The sequence below is a fragment of the Rhizocola hellebori genome (assembly GCF_016862955.1).
In the GTDB taxonomy this organism is placed as follows: domain Bacteria; phylum Actinomycetota; class Actinomycetes; order Mycobacteriales; family Micromonosporaceae; genus Rhizocola; species Rhizocola hellebori.
Genome location: NZ_BONY01000100.1, coordinates 1 through 17,075 on the forward strand (window position 1 = coordinate 1; position 17,075 = coordinate 17,075).

Below are 17,075 nucleotides of genomic sequence, written 5' to 3' on the forward strand. Positions count from 1 at the left end.
CGCAAATATTACTGCGCGAAGAACGCTCTCGGGTCGGCTACTAGGACCTGGTGGTCGGCGAGGCGCTCGATCAACTCGGTGGGGGTGCAGTCGTAGAAGACGGCGAGGGCTTGGAGGTCCACTGCGCGGATCGACAGCACGCGGCCGTTGTAGTCGCCGCGTTGCTGCTGGATCGCGCGAGCGAAGCGGGCCACCGAGGCCAGGTCTTCTGCCGCACCGTCGTAGAGGCGCTCGAGATCCAGCACGATCTTGCTGGTGGGTTCGTGCCGGGGGGAGGGGCCGTCCGGAAGCAGCTCACCCACCGGTACCCGATAAAAGTCAGCAAGCTCAGCCAGCCGTGACACGGTCACGGCACGATCACCCCGCTCGTAGGATCCGACGACGACCGCCTTCCAACGGCCGTTCGACTTCTCCTCCACGCCCTGTAGGGACAGGTTTTGTTGCTGGCGGATGGAGCGCAGACGGGCGCCTAGCGACTTCGCGTAATCAGATGGCATCTTGCAACACTCCCAGGGCAGCTTGGGTCACTACGCAGCGTGACGACCGTAACGGCGATACCTACTCGAGGTCAAGGGGCAACTGGCCCGATCGTGCCGGTCGGCATGGCCTGATCGGTCAGGTGCTAGCTTTGTGCACGTCAGAAACTTCCTTTAATGACCCGTCCCGTGAGGCGGGGAAGGAGTCTGCTTTGGCGTACGCAAAAACGGTGCTCTCCAACGGCGACGTGCAAAGAGTTGTCGACCGAATCGCCCATCAGATATTGGAGAAGACCCAAGGCGCCCAGGATGTCGTTCTCCTGGGCATAGCGACCAGGGGTGTCCCGCTGGCCCAACGGCTGGCCGACCGGATTCTCGCCTTCGAGGGCCGATCCATTCCGGTAGGCACCCTCGACATCACGCTTTATCGCGACGATCTGCGTCAGCAGTCGATGCGCGCGGTGGGCCGCACCGAGGAGCCCCCCGGCGGGATCGACGGACGTCGAGTCGTGCTGGTGGACGATGTGCTGTTCTCCGGCCGCACCATCCGCGCCGCGCTCGACGCCATCTCCGACCTGGGCCGCCCGGCGGTGGTCCAGCTGGCGGTTCTGGTGGATCGCGGCCACCGGCAGTTGCCGATCCGGGCCGATTACGTGGGCAAGAACATTCCCACCGCGCTCAGCGAGAAGGTCAGAGTGAAACTCGCCGAGATCGATGGAGTGGACGAGGTTCAGCTTGAGGGGGCGCCGGCATGAAGCACCTGTTGTCCGCGGCCGACCTGGACGCCGCTACCGCGACCGAGATTCTCGACATCGCCGCATCGATGGCGGCGGTGTCCGGCCGGGAGATAAAGAAGCTGCCGACGTTGCGCGGCCGCACGGTGGTGAACCTCTTCTACGAGGACTCCACGAGAACCCGGATCAGCTTCGAAGCGGCGGCCAAGCGGCTGTCCGCCGATGTCATCAACTTCTCCGCCAAGGGTTCCAGCGTGGCCAAGGGCGAAAGCCTGAAGGACACCGCCTGGACGCTGCAGGCGATGGGCGCCGACGCGGTGGTCATCCGCCATCCGGCCAGCGGCGCCCCGCATCGGCTGGCGAACTGGGTCGAGGGCAGCGTTCTGAACGCCGGTGACGGAACCCATGAGCATCCGACCCAGGCGCTGCTGGACGCTTACACGATCCGGTCGCGGATGGGGAAGATCGACGGCTTGCAGGTGGCCATCGTCGGCGACGTTCTGCACAGCCGGGTGGCCCGTTCCAACGTGTTGCTGCTGACCACTTTAGGGGCGAAGGTGACCCTGGTCGGCCCGCCCACGCTGGTGCCGAGCGAGCTCGGCGAATACAGCTACGACCTGGATGCCGTGCTGCCCGAGGCGGACGTGGTGATGATGTTGCGGGTGCAGCGGGAGCGGATGACCGATTCCTATTTCCCCAGCGCGCGCGAATACTCCCGCCGCTACGGCCTGGACGGCGCAAGGGTGCGCCGCATGCCAGACCATGCCATCGTCATGCATCCGGGCCCGATGAACCGGGGCATGGAGATCACGCCCGAGGTGGCCGACTCGCCCCGCTCCACCATCGTTGAACAGGTGACCAACGGCGTCAGCGTGCGTATGGCCTGCCTCTACCTGCTACTCGGAGGAAAGCACTCGTGAAGATCTATATCAGGGACGGCGTGATCGTCGAGAAGGGCCAGGAGGATCGCCTCGTCGACACCGGCGGGCTGGTCGCGCTGCCGGGCCTGGTGGACCTGCACACGCACCTGCGGGAGCCGGGTCGCGAGGACGCCGAGACCGTCCTGAGTGGATCCCGCGCCGCCGCGCTGGGCGGCTTCACCGCGGTCTGCGCGATGGCCAACACCTCCCCGGTGGCCGACACGGCCGGGGTGGTCGAGCAGGTGTACCGGCTGGGTCAAGAGGCTGGACTCGTTGACGTGCAACCGATCGGCGCGGTCACCGTGGGCCTGGCCGGGGAGCGCCTGGCGGAGCTGGGCGCGATGGCCGACTCGCGGGCCAGGGTGCGCGTCTTCTCCGACGACGGCCACTGCGTGCACGACCCGAGGCTGATGCGCCGGGCATTGGAATATGTGAAGGCTTTCGACGGCGTCATCGCCCAGCACGCCGAGGAGCCGCGGCTGACCGAGGGCGCGCAGATGCACGAGGGCACGGAGTCGGCCCGGCTGGGCCTGACCGGCTGGCCCGCTGTCGCCGAGGAGTCCATCATCGCCCGCGATGTGCTGCTCGCCGCGCACGTCGGCGCACGCCTGCACATCTGCCACGTCTCGACCGCAGGCAGCGTGGAAATCATCCGGCAGGCCAAGGCGCGCGGCATCCGGGTGACCGCCGAGGTGACCCCGCATCACCTGCTGCTGACCCACGAACTGGCCGGTTCCTACGATCCGGTCTACAAGGTGAACCCTCCACTGCGGACAGAGCGCGACGTCAACGCGCTGCGCGAAGGCCTGCGCGACGGGACCATCGACATCATCGCCACCGACCATGCCCCGCACGCCGCCGAGGACAAGGAATGCGAATGGGCTTACGCCCGTCCCGGCATGCTGGGCCTGGAAACGGCGCTGTCGATCGCGATCCACGTCCTCGGCCAGGACTGGGAGCTGATCGCCGACCGGATGTCGGCCGCGCCCGCGCGCATCGCGCAGCTTGCCAATCACGGCCAGCCGCTGCGGCCCGGATCGCCGGCCAACTTCACCCTGGTCGACCCGGCCGCCCGGTGGACGGTGGAGCCGCACGGGCTGGCCAGCCTGAGCCACAACACGCCCTACGCCGGGATGGTGCTGCCGGGCCGGGTGGTGCACACCTATCTGCGGGGCGAGCAAACGGTTGCCGACGGGAAGGTGACGAAATGACCGACGCGATTCTGGTTCTCGAAGATGGGCGCTCCTTCCGCGGTGAGGCCTACGGGGCTATCGGGGAGACCTTCGGCGAGGCCGTTTTCACCACCGCGATGACCGGATATCAGGAGACCCTGACCGATCCGTCCTACCACCGCCAGGTCGTGGTGCAGACCGCGCCGCACATCGGCAACACCGGCGTCAACGGCGAAGACGATGAGTCGGACCGGATTTGGGTGGCCGGTTATGTGGTACGCGACCCAGCTACCCGCGCCTCGAACTGGCGCGCCACCGGCGGCCTGCGCACCGAGCTGGAAAGGCAAGGCGTGGTCGGCATTTCCGGGGTCGACACCAGGGCGCTGACCCGCCACCTGCGGGAGCGGGGCGCGATGCGGGTCGGGGTGTCCAGTGTGGACACCGATGTGCAGTCGCTGCTTGAGCGGGTGCGCCAGCAGCCGGAGATGGCCGGCGCGGACCTTTCCGCCGAGGTGAGCACGCCGCAGCCGTATGTGGTACAGGCCGAAGGCGAACATCGGTTCACGGTGGCGGCGCTGGACATGGGCATCAAGCGCAACGTGCCCAGAAGGCTGGCCGCGCGCGGGGTCACCACCCACATCCTGCCGGTGCACTCGACTTTGGAGGACCTGCTGGCGGTCGGCCCCGACGCCATCTTCTTCTCCCCGGGTCCCGGCGACCCGGCCACCCAGGACCATCCGGTGGCGCTCGCCCAAGAGGTGATGCGCCGCCGCATCCCGCTTTTCGGGATCTGCTTCGGAAGCCAGATTCTGGGACGCGCCTTGGGTTTTGGCACCTACAAACTGGGCTATGGCCACCGCGGCATCAACCAGCCGGTGATGGATCGCCTCACCGGCAAGGTCGAGGTGACCTCGCACAACCACGGCTTCGCCGTTGACGCCCCGTTGGAACAGGCGCAGCAGACCGAGTTCGGCCGGGTCGAGGTGAGCCATGTGTGCCTCAACGACAACGTGGTCGAAGGCTTGCGATGCCTGGATGTTCCGGCGTTCACGGTGCAGTACCACCCGGAGGCGGCAGCGGGGCCGCACGACGCTGACTACTTGTTCGATCGGTTCACGGAGTTGGTGAGGCAGGATGCCTAAGCGCGAGGATCTGCGGCACATTCTGGTCATCGGCTCCGGGCCGATCGTCATCGGCCAGGCGTGCGAGTTCGACTACTCCGGCACCCAGGCCTGCCGGGTCCTTCGGGCCGAAGGCATCCGGGTCAGCCTGGTGAATTCCAATCCGGCGACCATCATGACCGACCCGGAGTTCGCCGACGCCACCTACGTCGAGCCGATCACCCCCGAGTTCGTGGAGAAGGTGATCGCGGCCGAACGCCCGGACGCCCTGCTGCCCACGCTCGGCGGGCAGACCGCGCTCAACACCGCGGTGGCTCTGCACGCCAGCGGGGTGCTGGACAAGTACAACGTGGAGCTGATCGGCGCGAAGATCGAAGCCATTCACCGCGGCGAGGACCGTCAGCTGTTCAAGGACATCGTGGCCAAGGCCGGCGGCGAGACTCCCCGCTCGAAGGTGTGCCATTCGATGGCTGAGGTCCGGGCCACGGTCGAGGAGCTCGGGTTGCCGGTGGTCATCCGGCCCAGCTTCACCATGGGCGGCCTGGGTTCGGGCATGGCGCACACCCCCGAGCAGCTTGAGCTGATCGCCGGCGCGGGCCTGTCGGCTTCCCCGACCACCGAGGTGCTCATCGAGGAGAGCGTGCTCGGCTGGAAGGAATTCGAGCTGGAGCTGATGCGCGACAAGCACGACAACGTCGTGGTGGTCTGCTCCATCGAGAACGTCGACCCGATGGGTGTGCACACCGGCGACTCGGTGACGGTGGCTCCGGCCATGACCCTGACCGACCGCGAGTACCAGCGGATGCGTGACCTCGGCATCGCCGTGCTGCGCGAGGTGGGCGTGGACACCGGCGGCTGCAACATCCAGTTCGCGGTGAATCCGGCCGACGGGCGGCTGGTGGTCATCGAGATGAACCCGCGGGTTTCCCGGTCGAGCGCGCTGGCCAGTAAGGCCACCGGATTCCCGATCGCCAAGATCGCCGCGAAGCTGGCTATCGGGTACACGCTGGATGAGATCCCCAACGACATCACGCTCAAGACTCCGGCGGCGTTCGAGCCGGCGCTGGACTACGTCGTGGTGAAGATTCCGCGCTTCGCTTTCGAGAAGTTCCCGGGCGCGGACACCGAGCTGACCACCACCATGAAGTCGGTGGGGGAGGCGATGAGCCTGGGCCGCAACTTCTCCGAGGCGCTCAACAAGGCGATGCGCTCGATGGAGACCAAGCTGGCCGGTTTCTGGACAGGCACCTACCCTTCCGATGCTCTTGAAGTGCCGCACGACGGCAGGCTTTACGCGGTCGAGGCCGCGTTGCGCAGCGGACAGACGGTCGACGAGGTCTCGGCTCGCTGCGCGATCGACCCCTGGTTCGTCGATCAGATCGCCCAGCTGGTGGCCTTGCGTGAGGAGATCATCGATGCGCCAGTGCTCGACTTTGCCTTGATGCGCAAGGCGAAGCGGGCGGGCCTTTCCGACCGCCAGGTCGCCGCGCTGCGTCCCGAGTTCGCCGGCGAGGACGGGGTGCGCAGCCTGCGCCACCGGCTGGGGGTGCGGCCGGTCTACAAGACGGTCGACACCTGCGCGGCCGAGTTCGCGGCGCAGACGCCTTACTACTACTCGACCTACGACGAGGAGACCGAGGTCGAGCCGAGCGACCGGCCGAAGGTGATCATCCTCGGGTCGGGTCCGAACCGGATCGGCCAGGGCATCGAATTCGACTACTCGTGCGTGCACGCGGTCATGGCGCTGCGCGAGGTCGGCTACGAAACCGTGATGGTCAACTGCAACCCGGAGACGGTCTCCACCGACTACGACACCGCTGACCGGCTCTACTTCGAGCCGCTGACCTTCGAGGACGTGCTGGAGGTCTATCACGCCGAGCACACCTCCGGCCTGGCCGCGGGTGGCCCGGGCGTGGTGGGCGTCATCGTCCAGCTCGGCGGGCAGACCCCGCTCGGATTGGCCCGGCGTTTGAAGCAGGCCGGCCTGCCGATCGTGGGCACCAGCCCGGAATCCATCCACCTGGCCGAGGAACGCGGCGCGTTCGGCCGGCTGCTGACCGCGGCCGGGCTGCGGGCGCCCGCTCACGGAACAGCGACCAGCTATGAGGACGCCAAAGAAATAGCCGATGCTGTGGGGTACCCGGTCCTGGTGCGACCGTCCTATGTGCTCGGTGGCCGGGGCATGGAGATCGTCTACGACGACGCCACGCTGCGCGACTACATCGGCCGGGCCACAGACATCTCGCCGGAGCACCCGGTGCTGGTCGACAGGTTCCTCGACGACGCGATCGAGATCGACGTCGACGCGCTGTGCGACGCCGACGGGGTGGTCTACATGGGCGGCGTCATGGAACACATCGAGGAGGCGGGCATCCACAGCGGAGACTCGGCTTGCGCGCTGCCGCCCATCACGCTCGGCTCGGCGCACCTGGCCGTGGTCCGCGAGTACACCGAGGCGATCGCCCGGGGCGTGGGCGTGCTCGGTTTGCTCAACGTGCAGTACGCGCTCAAGGACGATGCGCTCTACGTGCTGGAGGCCAATCCGCGCGCGTCGCGGACGGTGCCGTTCGTGTCCAAGGCGACCGCCGTCCCGCTGGCCAAGGCGGCGGCCCGGATAGCCCTGGGCGCCACCATCGCCGAGCTTCGCGCCGAGGGCATGCTGCTGGCCACCGGCGATGGGGGAGTGATGCCCGAGGGCGCGCCGGTCTCGGTGAAGGAGGCGGTGTTGCCCTTCAAGCGGTTCCGGACCCCCTCCGGCCGGGGTATGGACACCCTGCTCTCGCCGGAGATGAAGTCGACAGGCGAGGTGATGGGCATCGATACCAGCTTCGGCTACTCGTTCGCCAAATCCCAGTCCGCCGCCTACGGCTCGCTGCCGACCAGCGGGAAGATCTTCGTGTCGGTGGCCAACCGGGACAAGCGCGGCATGATCTTCCCGATCAAACGCCTCGCCGACCTCGGCTTCGAGATCGTGGCCACCCTGGGCACCGGCGAAGTCCTTCGCCGCCATGGCATTCCGTGCGAGATCGTCAGCAAGCACTACGAAGACCCGGAAGGCCGGGACGCGGTCACGCTGATCCGCGACGGCTACGTGCAGATGGTGATCAACACGCCGCAGGGGTCGGGCGCACGCGCGCGTTCGGACGGCTACGAAATCCGCAGCGCCGCGGTCACCGCCGACATCCCTTGCTGCACCACGGTTCCGGGTGCCGCAGCCGCGGTGATGGGCATCGAGGCCCTCATCCGCGGCGACATGACAGTGCGCCCGTTGCAGCAACTGCACGCCGCCCTGCGCCCAGAGCTGGCCCCATGACGCTGGCCCTCTTTGAGAAGGTGGTGCGGCCCAGGCTTTTCCGGATCGGTGGCGGGGATCCGGAGGCGGCGCACGAGTGGATGCTGCACCGGCTGTCCAAAATGTCGAAGCCGACGGCGGCGTTGCTCAAGCGGCTCTACTTTCACGCCGATCCGGTGACCCTGTTCGGGGTGGATTTTCCCAACCGGGTCGGCCTCGCCGCGGGCATGGACAAGAACGGGGTGGCGCTATCGGCTTGGCCCGCCTTCGGGTTCGGCTTCGTGGAGGTCGGCACGGTCACTGCCCACGCCCAGCCGGGCAATGAGCGCCCGCGCCTGTTCCGCCTGCCGCAGACCCAGGCCGTGATCAACCGGATGGGCTTCAACAACGAAGGCGCAGCCGCGCTCGCCCAGCGCCTGATGGGCTTCCAACGTCAAGTGCCGCTTGGGATTTCGCTGGGCAAGTCGAAGGTGACCCCGCTGGAGGAGGCGGTCGCCGACTATCGCGCCTCCTATGAGCTGCTCGCGCCGCACGCCGACTATGTCGCCGTCAACGTCTCCTCACCCAACACCCCGGGTCTGCGCGAGCTGCAGGATCGATCCCATCTGGACGCGATCCTGACCGCGCTCAAGGGCGACGTCCCGGTCCTGGTGAAGATCGCGCCGGACCTGACCGACCAGGCGATCGCCGAGGTCCTCGAGGTCTGTGCCGGCAGCGCGGTGGCCGGGGTGATCGCCACCAACACCACCATCGCCCACGACGGCCCGCAGGGCGGGCTGTCCGGGGCCCCGCTCAAGCACCGTGCCCGCGAGGTGGTGGCCTTCATCCATCGCGAATCGGGCCTGCCCGTCATCGGGGTCGGCGGGATCATGTCCGCCGACGACGCCGCGCGCATGTTCGACGCCGGGGCCAGCCTCATCCAGCTCTACACCGGCTTCGTCTATCACGGGCCGGCCCTGGTCAAGGGGTGTGCCCGTGGATCTGCTTGAGCTAGACCGCGCCCACGTCTGGCATCCCTACGGGCCGATGCCCGGCCGGATGACGCCGCTGGTGGTCGAATCGGCGCAAGGGGTCCGGCTCAAGCTCGCCGACGGGCGCGAGCTCATCGACGGCATGTCCAGCTGGTGGGCCGCGATCCACGGATACCGCGTGCCGCAGCTGGACGCCGCGCTGCGCGACCAGATGGGCCGGATGAGCCATGTGATGTTCGGCGGGCTCACCCATGAACCTGCCGTCCGCCTGGCCAAGACGCTCGTCGACATCACCCCGGCCGGTCTGGAACACGTCTTCCTCGCCGACTCCGGATCGGTCAGCGTCGAGGTGGCCATCAAGATGTGCTTGCAATATTGGCGGTCGGTGGGGCGCCCGGAGAAGACCCGGCTGGCGACCTGGCGCGGCGGTTACCACGGCGACACCTTCCATCCGATGAGCGTGTGCGACCCGGAGGGTGGGATGCACTCGTTGTGGGGCCAGGTGTTGCCGCGTCAGCTCTTCGTCGGGCCGCCGCCCGCCGCGTTCGACCAGTCCTATGTGGACGAGCTGGAGGAGGCGTTCGCGCGGCACGCTTCCGAGCTGGCGGCCGTGATCGTCGAGCCGGTGGTCCAGGGTGCGGGCGGCATGCGCTTCCACGATCCGGGCTACCTGTCTGTGCTTCGGCGGCTCTGTTCCGCGTACCAGATATTGCTGATTTTTGATGAAATAGCGACCGGGTTCGGGCGCACCGGAGAGCTCTTCGCCGCCGACCATGCCGGGGTGACGCCCGATGTGATGTGTGTGGGCAAGGCCCTGACCGGCGGGTATCTGACTCTGGCGGCCGCGATCTGCACGCCCGAGGTGGCCCGTGGGATCTCGGCCGGCGAGGTGCCGGTGCTGGCCCACGGCCCGACCTTCATGGGCAACCCGCTCGCGTGTTCCGTGGCCAGCGCCTCCATCGAGCTGCTGCTCTCGCGGGACTGGAAGGCCGACGTCGGCCGCATCGAATCCGCGCTGCGTGAGGGCCTCGCGGCTGCCGAAAACCGGCCCGGCGTAAGGGATGTGCGGGTGCTCGGCGCGATCGGCGTGATCCAGCTAGAGCAAGACGTCGATGTATCGCGGGTCACCCAAGCCGCGGTCGAGGCCGGCGTTTGGCTGCGTCCATTTAGGGATCTCATCTATACGATGCCGCCCTTCATCTGCACAGATGAGGAAGTCGGCCTGATTACCAAAGCGATGGTGGGGAGCCTGTGATGCCGGCATTCGGAGCGCGGTTGCGCGCGGCGATGGATATGCGCGGTCCGCTATGCGTCGGGATCGATCCCCATGCTCAGCTCTTGGCTGCCTGGGGGCTGTCCGACGACCCCGCCGGGGTCGCCAGCTTCTGCCAGATCGTCGTGGATGCCCTCGCCGATCGGGTGGCAGTGTTCAAGCCGCAATCCGCATTTTTCGAGCGATTCGGCTCTAGCGGAGCCCAAATTCTAGAGTCAACTATCCGACAGTTACGCGAGGCCGGGGCGCTCATCCTGCTCGACGCGAAGCGCGGCGACATCGGTTCGACGGTCGCAGCCTACGCCGACGCGTATCTGAACCCATCGATGCCTATGTATGTAGATGCGATCACTGCGAGTCCCTTCCTCGGGGTCGGCTCGCTGGCCCCGATGTTCGCCGAAGCCCACCGGCACGGCGGCGGCGTCTTCGTGCTCGCATTGACCTCCAATAAGGAGGGTCCGGAGGTCCAGCACGCGAGGCTGCCCGACGGGCGCACGGTGGCGCAGAGCATCATTGACGAGATTTCCCAGCTCAACGTGGGTGAACCGGGCCTGGGCAGCATCGGAGCGGTGGTCGGCGCGACCATCGGTGACACCGGTCACGATCTTTCCGGATTGGGCGGGCCGATCCTCGTGCCCGGCCTCGGGGCGCAGGGCGGCAAGCCCGATGATCTTCGTGCCATCTTCCCCGGAAACCTCTCGGCGGTCCTTCCCTCCTACTCCCGGGAGGTCCTCGGAGCGGGCCCGGACGTCGCCTCGCTGCGACGAATGACATCGAAGATTAACGATGAATTAATGATCGCTTTAGGCTCCCCTAAGTGACCTAGAACACTTTGTCCTGTCCCCCGGCCGGACTTGGGTGGCGTTGCCGAATCGTTCCCTGACCGCTAGGTTTCCGCCTTGGTCAGCGAACCCGCTGGCTAGACCGTAGGACTGAGGAGAACTGGTGCCGCTCCCGACACTGACCCCTGAGCAGCGCGCCGCCGCGCTTGAGAAGGCCGCGGAGGTCCGCAAGGCTCGCGCTGAGCTCAAGGAGCAGCTCAAGCAGGGCAAGACCACCCTGGCCAAGGTTCTGGACCGTGCCGAGAAGGACGACGTTGTCGGCAAGCTCAAGGTCTCGGCCGTGCTGCAGGCCCTTCCGGGTATCGGTAAGATCCGCGCCACCCAGATCATGGAAAAGCTGAAGATCGCTGACAGCCGGCGTCTGCGTGGCCTCGGTGACCAGCAGCGCAAGGCGCTTCTGGCCGAGTTCGCCAACTGAACTCACCCCAAAGACGAAAACTCGCCTTGGTGGCACTGCCGCCGAGGCGAGTTTTCGTTGAAGGGGCATGACCCGTCGTCGCGCCAAATCTGCGATCAGGTAAGAATTGAGCATGGATCACGCCGCACCGACCAGGCTCACCGTGCTTTCCGGCCCGTCTGGCGTAGGCAAGGATGCAGTGATCGAAGTAGTTCGTAAACAAGCGCCTTGGATCTGGTTGTCCGTCTCGGTAACCACCCGGCGCAAGCGCGACTACGAAGTCAACGACAAGCACTACCACTTCGCCACCCGCAAAGAGTTCGAGCGCCTCATCGATGGTGGTCAACTGCTTGAGTGGGCGGAGTTCGCCGGAAACCTTTACGGCACACCAAGAGGAGCGGTCGAAGCCCGGCTGCAGCAAGGGATTCCGGTGCTCCTCAAAATCGACCTGCAGGGCGCACGCCAGGTACGCGAGGCGATGCCCGAAGCGCAGTTGGTCTTCCTGGCCCCGCCCAGTCGCGAGGAGCTGCACCGCCGCTTGGTCGGCCGGGGCACCGAGGACGCCGACACGATCCGCCGCCGGCTGGAACACGCGGACGACGAACTGGCGGCCGAGAAGGAGTTCGACGTGACCGTGGTCAACGACTACCTCGAACGCGCCGCGAGCGAGTTGGTAGGATTGCTCGGTTCGCCTGTCTTGGCATCTCGAACATAAGGATTGAAAAGTGGCTGGAACTGTCGCCAACCCCGAAGGCATCACCAACCCGCCCATCGACGAGCTGTTGGAGAAGACCTCGTCGAAGTACGCGCTGGTGATCTTCGCGGCCAAGCGCGCACGCCAGGTCAACGCCTACTACAGCCAGCTCGGTGAGGGCCTGCTTGAGTACGTGGGCCCCCTGGTCGAGACCACCCCGCAGGAGAAGGCGCTGTCCATCGCCATGCGCGAGATCAACGCCGGCCTGCTCACCGCCGAGCCGACCGCAGAGGCCTGAGTTCACCTTGGCCCGCCTCGTTCTCGGCGTCAGCGGCGGGATAGCCGCCTACAAAGCCTGTGAGCTGTTGAGGTTGCTGACCGAGTCGGGCCATCAGGTGCGCGTGATCCCCACCGAGGCGGCGCTTCGCTTTGTGGGCGCGCCCACCTGGGAAGCCCTTTCCGGGCAACCGGTCGCCACCTCGGTCTGGTCCAATGTCCCAGAGGTCGAGCATGTTCGGCTCGGCCAGTCCGCCGACCTCATCCTCGTCGTCCCGGCCACCGCCGACCTGCTCGCCCGCGCCGCCCACGGGCAAGCCGACGATCTGCTCACCAGCACCCTGCTCGCCGCGCGATGTCCGGTGATGTTCGCGCCCGCCATGCACACCGAGATGTGGGAACACCCGGCGACCGTGGAAAACGTTGCCACGCTTCGGCGTCGCGGCGGCGTCGTGGTGGAGCCGGCGGTGGGCAGGCTCACCGGCGTCGACTCCGGCAAGGGCCGCCTGCCCGATCCCGCCCAGCTTTTCGAGCTCGCCCAGCAGATGCTGCGGGGCGGCGTCCGCGATCTGACCGGCCGCCGCGTCGTGGTGACGGCCGGTGGCACTCGCGAACCGCTTGACCCGGTGCGTTTCCTGGGCAACCGGTCGTCGGGCAAGCAGGGCTACGCCTTCGCCCGCACAGCCGTGGCCCGCGGCGCGCATGTGGTGCTCATCTCAGCCAATGTCGAGCTTGCCGTGCCCGCCGGTGTCGACCTGGTGCGGGTGGAGACCACCGCCCAGCTTCGCGAAGCCACCCTGGCCGCGGCCAAAGACGCCGAGGCGATCGTGATGGCCGCCGCACCGGCGGACTTCCGTCCGGCCCAGGTGGCCGACCAGAAGATCAAGAAGAAGCACGACGGCACGGCGCCCATCATCGAGCTGGCGCTGAATCCCGACATCGCGGCCGAGATCGGCGCCGCCAAGCAGCCGGGGCAGATACTTGTCGCCTTCGCCGCCGAGACGCAGAACGCGCTGGAAAACGGCCGGGAGAAGCTCACTCGCAAGAAAGCGGACCTGATTGTTATTAACGATGTGGGTACTGGGCGAGTCTTCGGTTCAGACGGCAATGAGGCCACCATCGTGGGTGCTGACGGCTCTCAGGAGCACCTCGAGCGGCAGAGCAAGGACGAGCTGGCGCATGCCGTATGGAATCGGGTTGTGTCACTTCTGTAACGGCCGTCCCGCGAGATGAACACCCTGACCCGGATGTGTGGCCGCTCGAGCGCGAATGGCTACACTGCCAGGCAGTATCCATAAGCCTATCTAGGAGATCCGTGTGGCACGCCGTTTGTTCACCTCGGAGTCGGTGACCGAGGGTCACCCTGACAAGATCGCTGACCAGATCAGCGATGGCGTCCTGGACGCACTTCTTGCCCAGGATCCGCGTAGCCGCGTCGCGGTGGAGACCCTTATCACCACCGGCCAGGTCCACGTGGCCGGTGAGGTGACAACTCAGGCGTACGCCGACATCGCGAGCATTGTGCGGGAAACCATCCTTGGCATCGGTTACGACTCGTCGAAGAAGGGCTTTGACGGCGCTTCGTGCGGCGTGAGCGTTTCCATCGGCTCGCAGTCGCCGGATATCGCCCAGGGTGTCGACAAGGCCATCGAGCAGCGCGAAGGTGAGTCGGGTGACTCTATCGACGCGCAAGGTGCCGGCGACCAGGGCATGATGTTCGGCTTTGCCTGCAGCGAGACCCCTGAGCTGATGCCGCTTCCGATCGCGCTCGCGCACCGCCTCGCCCGCCGGCTCACCGCGGTCCGCAAGGACGGCGTCATCCCCTACCTGCGTCCCGATGGCAAGACCCAGGTCACCATCGAGTACGACGGTCTCAAGCCGGTGCGCCTGCACACGGTGGTCGTCTCCTCGCAGCACGCGCCCGACATCTCGCTGGAGTCGCTGCTCACCCCGGACGTGCGCGAGCACGTCATCGCCCCCGAGCTGGAGGCGCTGGGCCTGGACACCGAGGGCTACCGCCTGCTGGTCAACCCGACCGGCCGCTTCGAGATCGGTGGCCCGATGGGTGACGCCGGCCTCACCGGCCGCAAGATCATCGTTGACACCTACGGCGGCTACGCCCGTCACGGTGGCGGCGCCTTCTCCGGCAAGGACCCGTCCAAGGTCGACCGTTCCGCCGCCTACGCCATGCGCTGGGTCGCCAAGAACGTCGTCGCCGCCGGGCTGGCCGAGCGCTGCGAGGTGCAGGTGGCCTACGCCATCGGCAAGGCCCACCCGGTGAGCCTGTTCGTCGAGACGTTCGGCACCGAGGTGGTCCCGGTCGAGCGCATCGAGAAGGCCATCAACGACGTGTTCGACCTGCGCCCGGCCGCCATCATCCGCGACCTGGAGCTGTTGCGCCCGATCTACCAGCAGACCGCCGCCTACGGCCACTTCGGCCGCGAGCTGCCCGACCTGACCTGGGAGCGCACCGACCGCGTCGCCGACCTTAAGGCCGCGGCTAACTGAACACCGTCACACCTTCGCCTGACAATGTTCGGGTGAGCAAGAGCAAGGCGCGCGACCGGCAACCCGCTTCGGTGTTGCCGGTCGCGCGCATCTGCGCCGACGTCCCGTTGCCCCACCTCGACCGGCCGTTCGATTACCTCGTCCCGGCCGAGCTTGACCAGGCGGCCCAGCCCGGGGTGCGGGTCAAGGTCCGCTTCAGCGGGCAGCTGGTCGACGGCTGGCTGCTCGAGCGCGTCGCCGAGTCAGACCACCAGGGCAAGCTCGCCTGGCTCGAAAAAGTCGTCTCACCCGAGCCGGTGCTGCGCCCCGAAATCGCCACGCTCGCCCGCCAGATCGCCGACCGCTACGCCGGAAGCCTCGCCGACGTCCTCCGCCTCGCCGTCCCACCCCGCCAAGCGGCCGTGGAAAAAGAACCTCCCACCGCCCCTTCCCCCGCACACCCCACCCCACCCACCCCCGCCCCAGCCGCGGTTCCCGCCTCTGCGCCTGCCCCGACCTCCGCCGCGGACCTTGCACCGCCCAGCTCCGCGCCCGCTGCGGACCTTGCACCGCCCAGCTCCGCGCCCGCTGCGGACCTTGCACCGCCGGCTTCTGCGCCTGCCACGGCCTCCGGCGAGGACCTTGCGCCGCCGGCTTCTGCGCCTGCCACGGCTTTCGCCGCGGATTCGGCGCCGACCGTTTCTGTGTCTGCCGCGGCCTCCGGTGCGGACCTTGCGGCGCCTGGTGCGCCGCGGGGTGCGGTCGAGGTTGCGGCTGCGGCTGCGCATGGTGCAGGTGAGGTTGCGGCGGTGCTGGGTGCGGAGGTGCGTGGTGGTGGAGGGCTGGGGGCGGGCGATGGGTTGGTGGCTGTGCCTGATGGTGCGGGGTGGGGTCGGTATCAGGCAGGGGCGGCGTTTCTGAAGGCGTTGGGGGAAGGGCGCAGCCCTCGTGCCGTGTGGGCGGCTTTGCCGGGGGAGCGGTGGGAAAAGCGGTTCGCTGAGGCGATCGCGGCGACCCTCCACAGTGGACGCGGAGCCGTAGTGGTGGTGGCCGATGCACGTGATCTCGCGCGGCTTGATGGCGCGTTGGTGGCGCTGATCGGCAAGGGTCATCATGTGGCGCTGTCGGCGGCGCTCGGTCCGACCGAGCGCTATCGGCGGTTTCTGCGGGCGAGCCGGGGGCAGGTGCGGGCCGTGATCGGCACGCGGGCGGCGGCGTTCGCGCCCGCCGGGCAGATCGGGCTGGTGGCAATCTGGGACGACGGCGACGATGTGCACGCCGAGCCGCGCGCGCCATACCCGCACGCGCGGCAGGTGTTGCTCAGCCGGGCTCAGGCCGCCGAGGCTGCGGCTCTGGTGGGTGGCTACTCCCGCACGGCCGAGGCGCAGCAACTGCTGTCGACCGGTTGGGCAAAGGAGGTGGCGGCGACCCGCGAGACGGTTCGGCTTGCCGCGCCGCAGGTTCAGCCCGCCGACGACACCCAGCTGGCGCGCGATCCGGCGGCCGCTTCGGCGCGGCTTCCCAGCCTGGCGTGGAATGCGGCCCGCGAGGCGCTGAAGGCTGGTGCGCCAGTGCTGGTGCAGGTCCCCCGAAGGGGGTACGTGCCCGCGGTGTCCTGCCAGGAATGTCGCGAGCGGGCGCGATGCCAGCACTGTTCCGGCCCGCTGACCCTCAGCGGCTCGGGCGCGATGGCGAGCTGCCGATGGTGCGCCCGGCCGGCCGCGGACTATGTCTGCCCCGCGTGCGGCGGACGCCGCTTGCGGGCGGCCATCGTCGGGGTGCGGCGCACCGCCGAGGAGCTGGGCCGCGCGTTGCCCGGCGTGACCGTGTGGACCTCCGGCGGGGAGAAGGTGCTCGATCACATCCCGCCCGGCCCGGCGCTGGTCCTGGCGACACCCGGCGCGGAGCCGGTCGTCGAGCAGGGCTATGGGGCGGTGTTGCTGCTCGATGCCTGGGCTCTGCTGACCCGGGCCGATCTGCGCGCCGGAGAGGAGACCGCACGCCGCTGGTTCGCCGCGGCGGCGCTGGCCAAGCCCGCGGCGCAGGGCGGCAAGGTGGTGGTGGTGGCCGATGGTTCGCTGGCTCCGGTACAGGCGCTGATTCGGTGGGACGCGGGCTGGCTGGCCCAGCGGGAGCTGGCCGAGCGGAGATCGCTGGGCTTCCCGCCGGTGGCCCAGCTGGCGTCGCTGACCGGGTCGGCCGCGGCCGTCGCCGAGATGCTTGAAGAGGCGGGCATGCCGGAGGGCGCCGAGGTGTTAGGACCGTTGCCGGTGGGGCAGGACCAGGAGCGGATGCTGGTGCGGGTACGCAGGTCGGCTGGCCCGGCTCTGGCCCGTGCCCTGCACGAGGCTTCGGGGGTGCGCAGCGCCCGCAAAGCCGCAGACATGGTGCGCGTCCAGCTCGATCCACAGGAGCTGTGA

At 68.0% G+C, this 17,075-nt stretch carries 15 protein-coding genes; 14 read left to right on the top strand and 1 reads right to left on the bottom strand.

The features are described from left to right. Positions 1-8: 8 nt before the first annotated feature. Positions 9-497 carry a transcriptional regulator BldD gene (gene bldD / locus Rhe02_RS43050; protein ID WP_203914310.1) on the bottom strand — a complete coding sequence of 163 codons (489 nt, stop codon included), beginning with the start codon at positions 495-497 and terminating at the stop codon, positions 9-11. Positions 498-688: 191 nt separating this feature from the next. On the opposite strand from bldD, the gene pyrR reads away from it, so the two are divergent. The 14 genes from pyrR (at position 689) to Rhe02_RS43120 (ending at position 17,075) form a co-directional block, all read left to right on the top strand. Continuing rightward, complete coding sequence (pyrR, locus tag Rhe02_RS43055; RefSeq protein WP_203914311.1) at positions 689-1,231, top strand: bifunctional pyr operon transcriptional regulator/uracil phosphoribosyltransferase PyrR; 543 nt, start codon at positions 689-691, stop codon at positions 1,229-1,231. Continuing rightward, positions 1,228-2,130 (top strand): aspartate carbamoyltransferase catalytic subunit, encoded by a 903-nt coding sequence (locus Rhe02_RS43060; RefSeq protein ID WP_203914312.1) that lies wholly within the window; start codon positions 1,228-1,230, stop codon positions 2,128-2,130. The genes pyrR and Rhe02_RS43060 overlap by 4 nt, the downstream gene beginning before the upstream one ends. After that, a complete protein-coding gene (locus Rhe02_RS43065) occupies positions 2,094-3,341 on the top strand; it encodes a dihydroorotase (protein ID WP_203914338.1) in 1,248 nt (415 codons plus the stop codon). Before Rhe02_RS43060 ends, Rhe02_RS43065 begins: the two co-directional genes overlap by 37 nt. Continuing rightward, positions 3,338-4,444, top strand: coding sequence for a glutamine-hydrolyzing carbamoyl-phosphate synthase small subunit (gene carA, locus Rhe02_RS43070; protein ID WP_203914313.1), 1,107 nt, complete (start codon positions 3,338-3,340; stop codon positions 4,442-4,444). The genes Rhe02_RS43065 and carA overlap by 4 nt, the downstream gene beginning before the upstream one ends. After that, positions 4,437-7,736: a carbamoyl-phosphate synthase large subunit gene (gene carB / locus Rhe02_RS43075; protein ID WP_203914314.1), complete on the top strand. Its 3,300-nt coding sequence runs from the start codon at positions 4,437-4,439 to the stop codon at positions 7,734-7,736. The genes carA and carB overlap by 8 nt, the downstream gene beginning before the upstream one ends. Further along, a complete protein-coding gene (locus Rhe02_RS43080) occupies positions 7,733-8,704 on the top strand; it encodes a quinone-dependent dihydroorotate dehydrogenase (protein ID WP_203914315.1) in 972 nt (323 codons plus the stop codon). The genes carB and Rhe02_RS43080 overlap by 4 nt, the downstream gene beginning before the upstream one ends. Further along, a complete protein-coding gene (locus tag Rhe02_RS43085) occupies positions 8,685-9,941 on the top strand; it encodes an adenosylmethionine--8-amino-7-oxononanoate transaminase (RefSeq protein ID WP_373320786.1) in 1,257 nt (418 codons plus the stop codon). The genes Rhe02_RS43080 and Rhe02_RS43085 overlap by 20 nt, the downstream gene beginning before the upstream one ends. Beyond that, positions 9,941-10,780 carry an orotidine-5'-phosphate decarboxylase gene (pyrF, locus tag Rhe02_RS43090; RefSeq protein WP_203914317.1) on the top strand — a complete coding sequence of 280 codons (840 nt, stop codon included), beginning with the start codon at positions 9,941-9,943 and terminating at the stop codon, positions 10,778-10,780. The genes Rhe02_RS43085 and pyrF overlap by 1 nt, the downstream gene beginning before the upstream one ends. A 124-nt stretch (positions 10,781-10,904) precedes the next feature. Further along, a complete protein-coding gene (mihF, locus tag Rhe02_RS43095; protein WP_203914318.1) occupies positions 10,905-11,219 on the top strand; it encodes an integration host factor, actinobacterial type in 315 nt (104 codons plus the stop codon). A gap of 112 nt (positions 11,220-11,331) precedes the next feature. Continuing rightward, positions 11,332-11,913, top strand: a complete 582-nt coding sequence (gmk, locus tag Rhe02_RS43100) for a guanylate kinase (RefSeq protein WP_203914319.1) — start codon at positions 11,332-11,334, stop codon at positions 11,911-11,913. A gap of 10 nt (positions 11,914-11,923) precedes the next feature. Then, positions 11,924-12,190 carry a DNA-directed RNA polymerase subunit omega gene (gene rpoZ, locus Rhe02_RS43105; protein ID WP_203914320.1) on the top strand — a complete coding sequence of 89 codons (267 nt, stop codon included), beginning with the start codon at positions 11,924-11,926 and terminating at the stop codon, positions 12,188-12,190. Positions 12,191-12,197: 7 nt separating this feature from the next. Continuing rightward, positions 12,198-13,382, top strand: a complete 1,185-nt coding sequence (gene coaBC, locus Rhe02_RS43110; protein ID WP_203914321.1) for a bifunctional phosphopantothenoylcysteine decarboxylase/phosphopantothenate--cysteine ligase CoaBC — start codon at positions 12,198-12,200, stop codon at positions 13,380-13,382. A gap of 103 nt (positions 13,383-13,485) precedes the next feature. Beyond that, positions 13,486-14,676: a methionine adenosyltransferase gene (gene metK, locus Rhe02_RS43115; protein WP_203914322.1), complete on the top strand. Its 1,191-nt coding sequence runs from the start codon at positions 13,486-13,488 to the stop codon at positions 14,674-14,676. A gap of 89 nt (positions 14,677-14,765) precedes the next feature. Beyond that, positions 14,766-17,075, top strand: coding sequence for a primosomal protein N' (locus Rhe02_RS43120; RefSeq protein WP_373320787.1), 2,310 nt, complete (start codon positions 14,766-14,768; stop codon positions 17,073-17,075).

Coding starts and splice junctions, on each gene's coding strand:
- Rhe02_RS43080 (WP_203914315.1), top strand. CDS start 7,733: ATGACGCTGGCCCTCTTTGAGAAGGTGGTGCGGCCCAGGCTTTTCCGG.
- bldD (WP_203914310.1), bottom strand. CDS start 497: ATGCCATCTGATTACGCGAAGTCGCTAGGCGCCCGTCTGCGCTCCATC.
- carA (WP_203914313.1), top strand. CDS start 3,338: ATGACCGACGCGATTCTGGTTCTCGAAGATGGGCGCTCCTTCCGCGGT.
- gmk (WP_203914319.1), top strand. CDS start 11,332: ATGGATCACGCCGCACCGACCAGGCTCACCGTGCTTTCCGGCCCGTCT.
- Rhe02_RS43060 (WP_203914312.1), top strand. CDS start 1,228: ATGAAGCACCTGTTGTCCGCGGCCGACCTGGACGCCGCTACCGCGACC.
- pyrF (WP_203914317.1), top strand. CDS start 9,941: ATGCCGGCATTCGGAGCGCGGTTGCGCGCGGCGATGGATATGCGCGGT.
- carB (WP_203914314.1), top strand. CDS start 4,437: ATGCCTAAGCGCGAGGATCTGCGGCACATTCTGGTCATCGGCTCCGGG.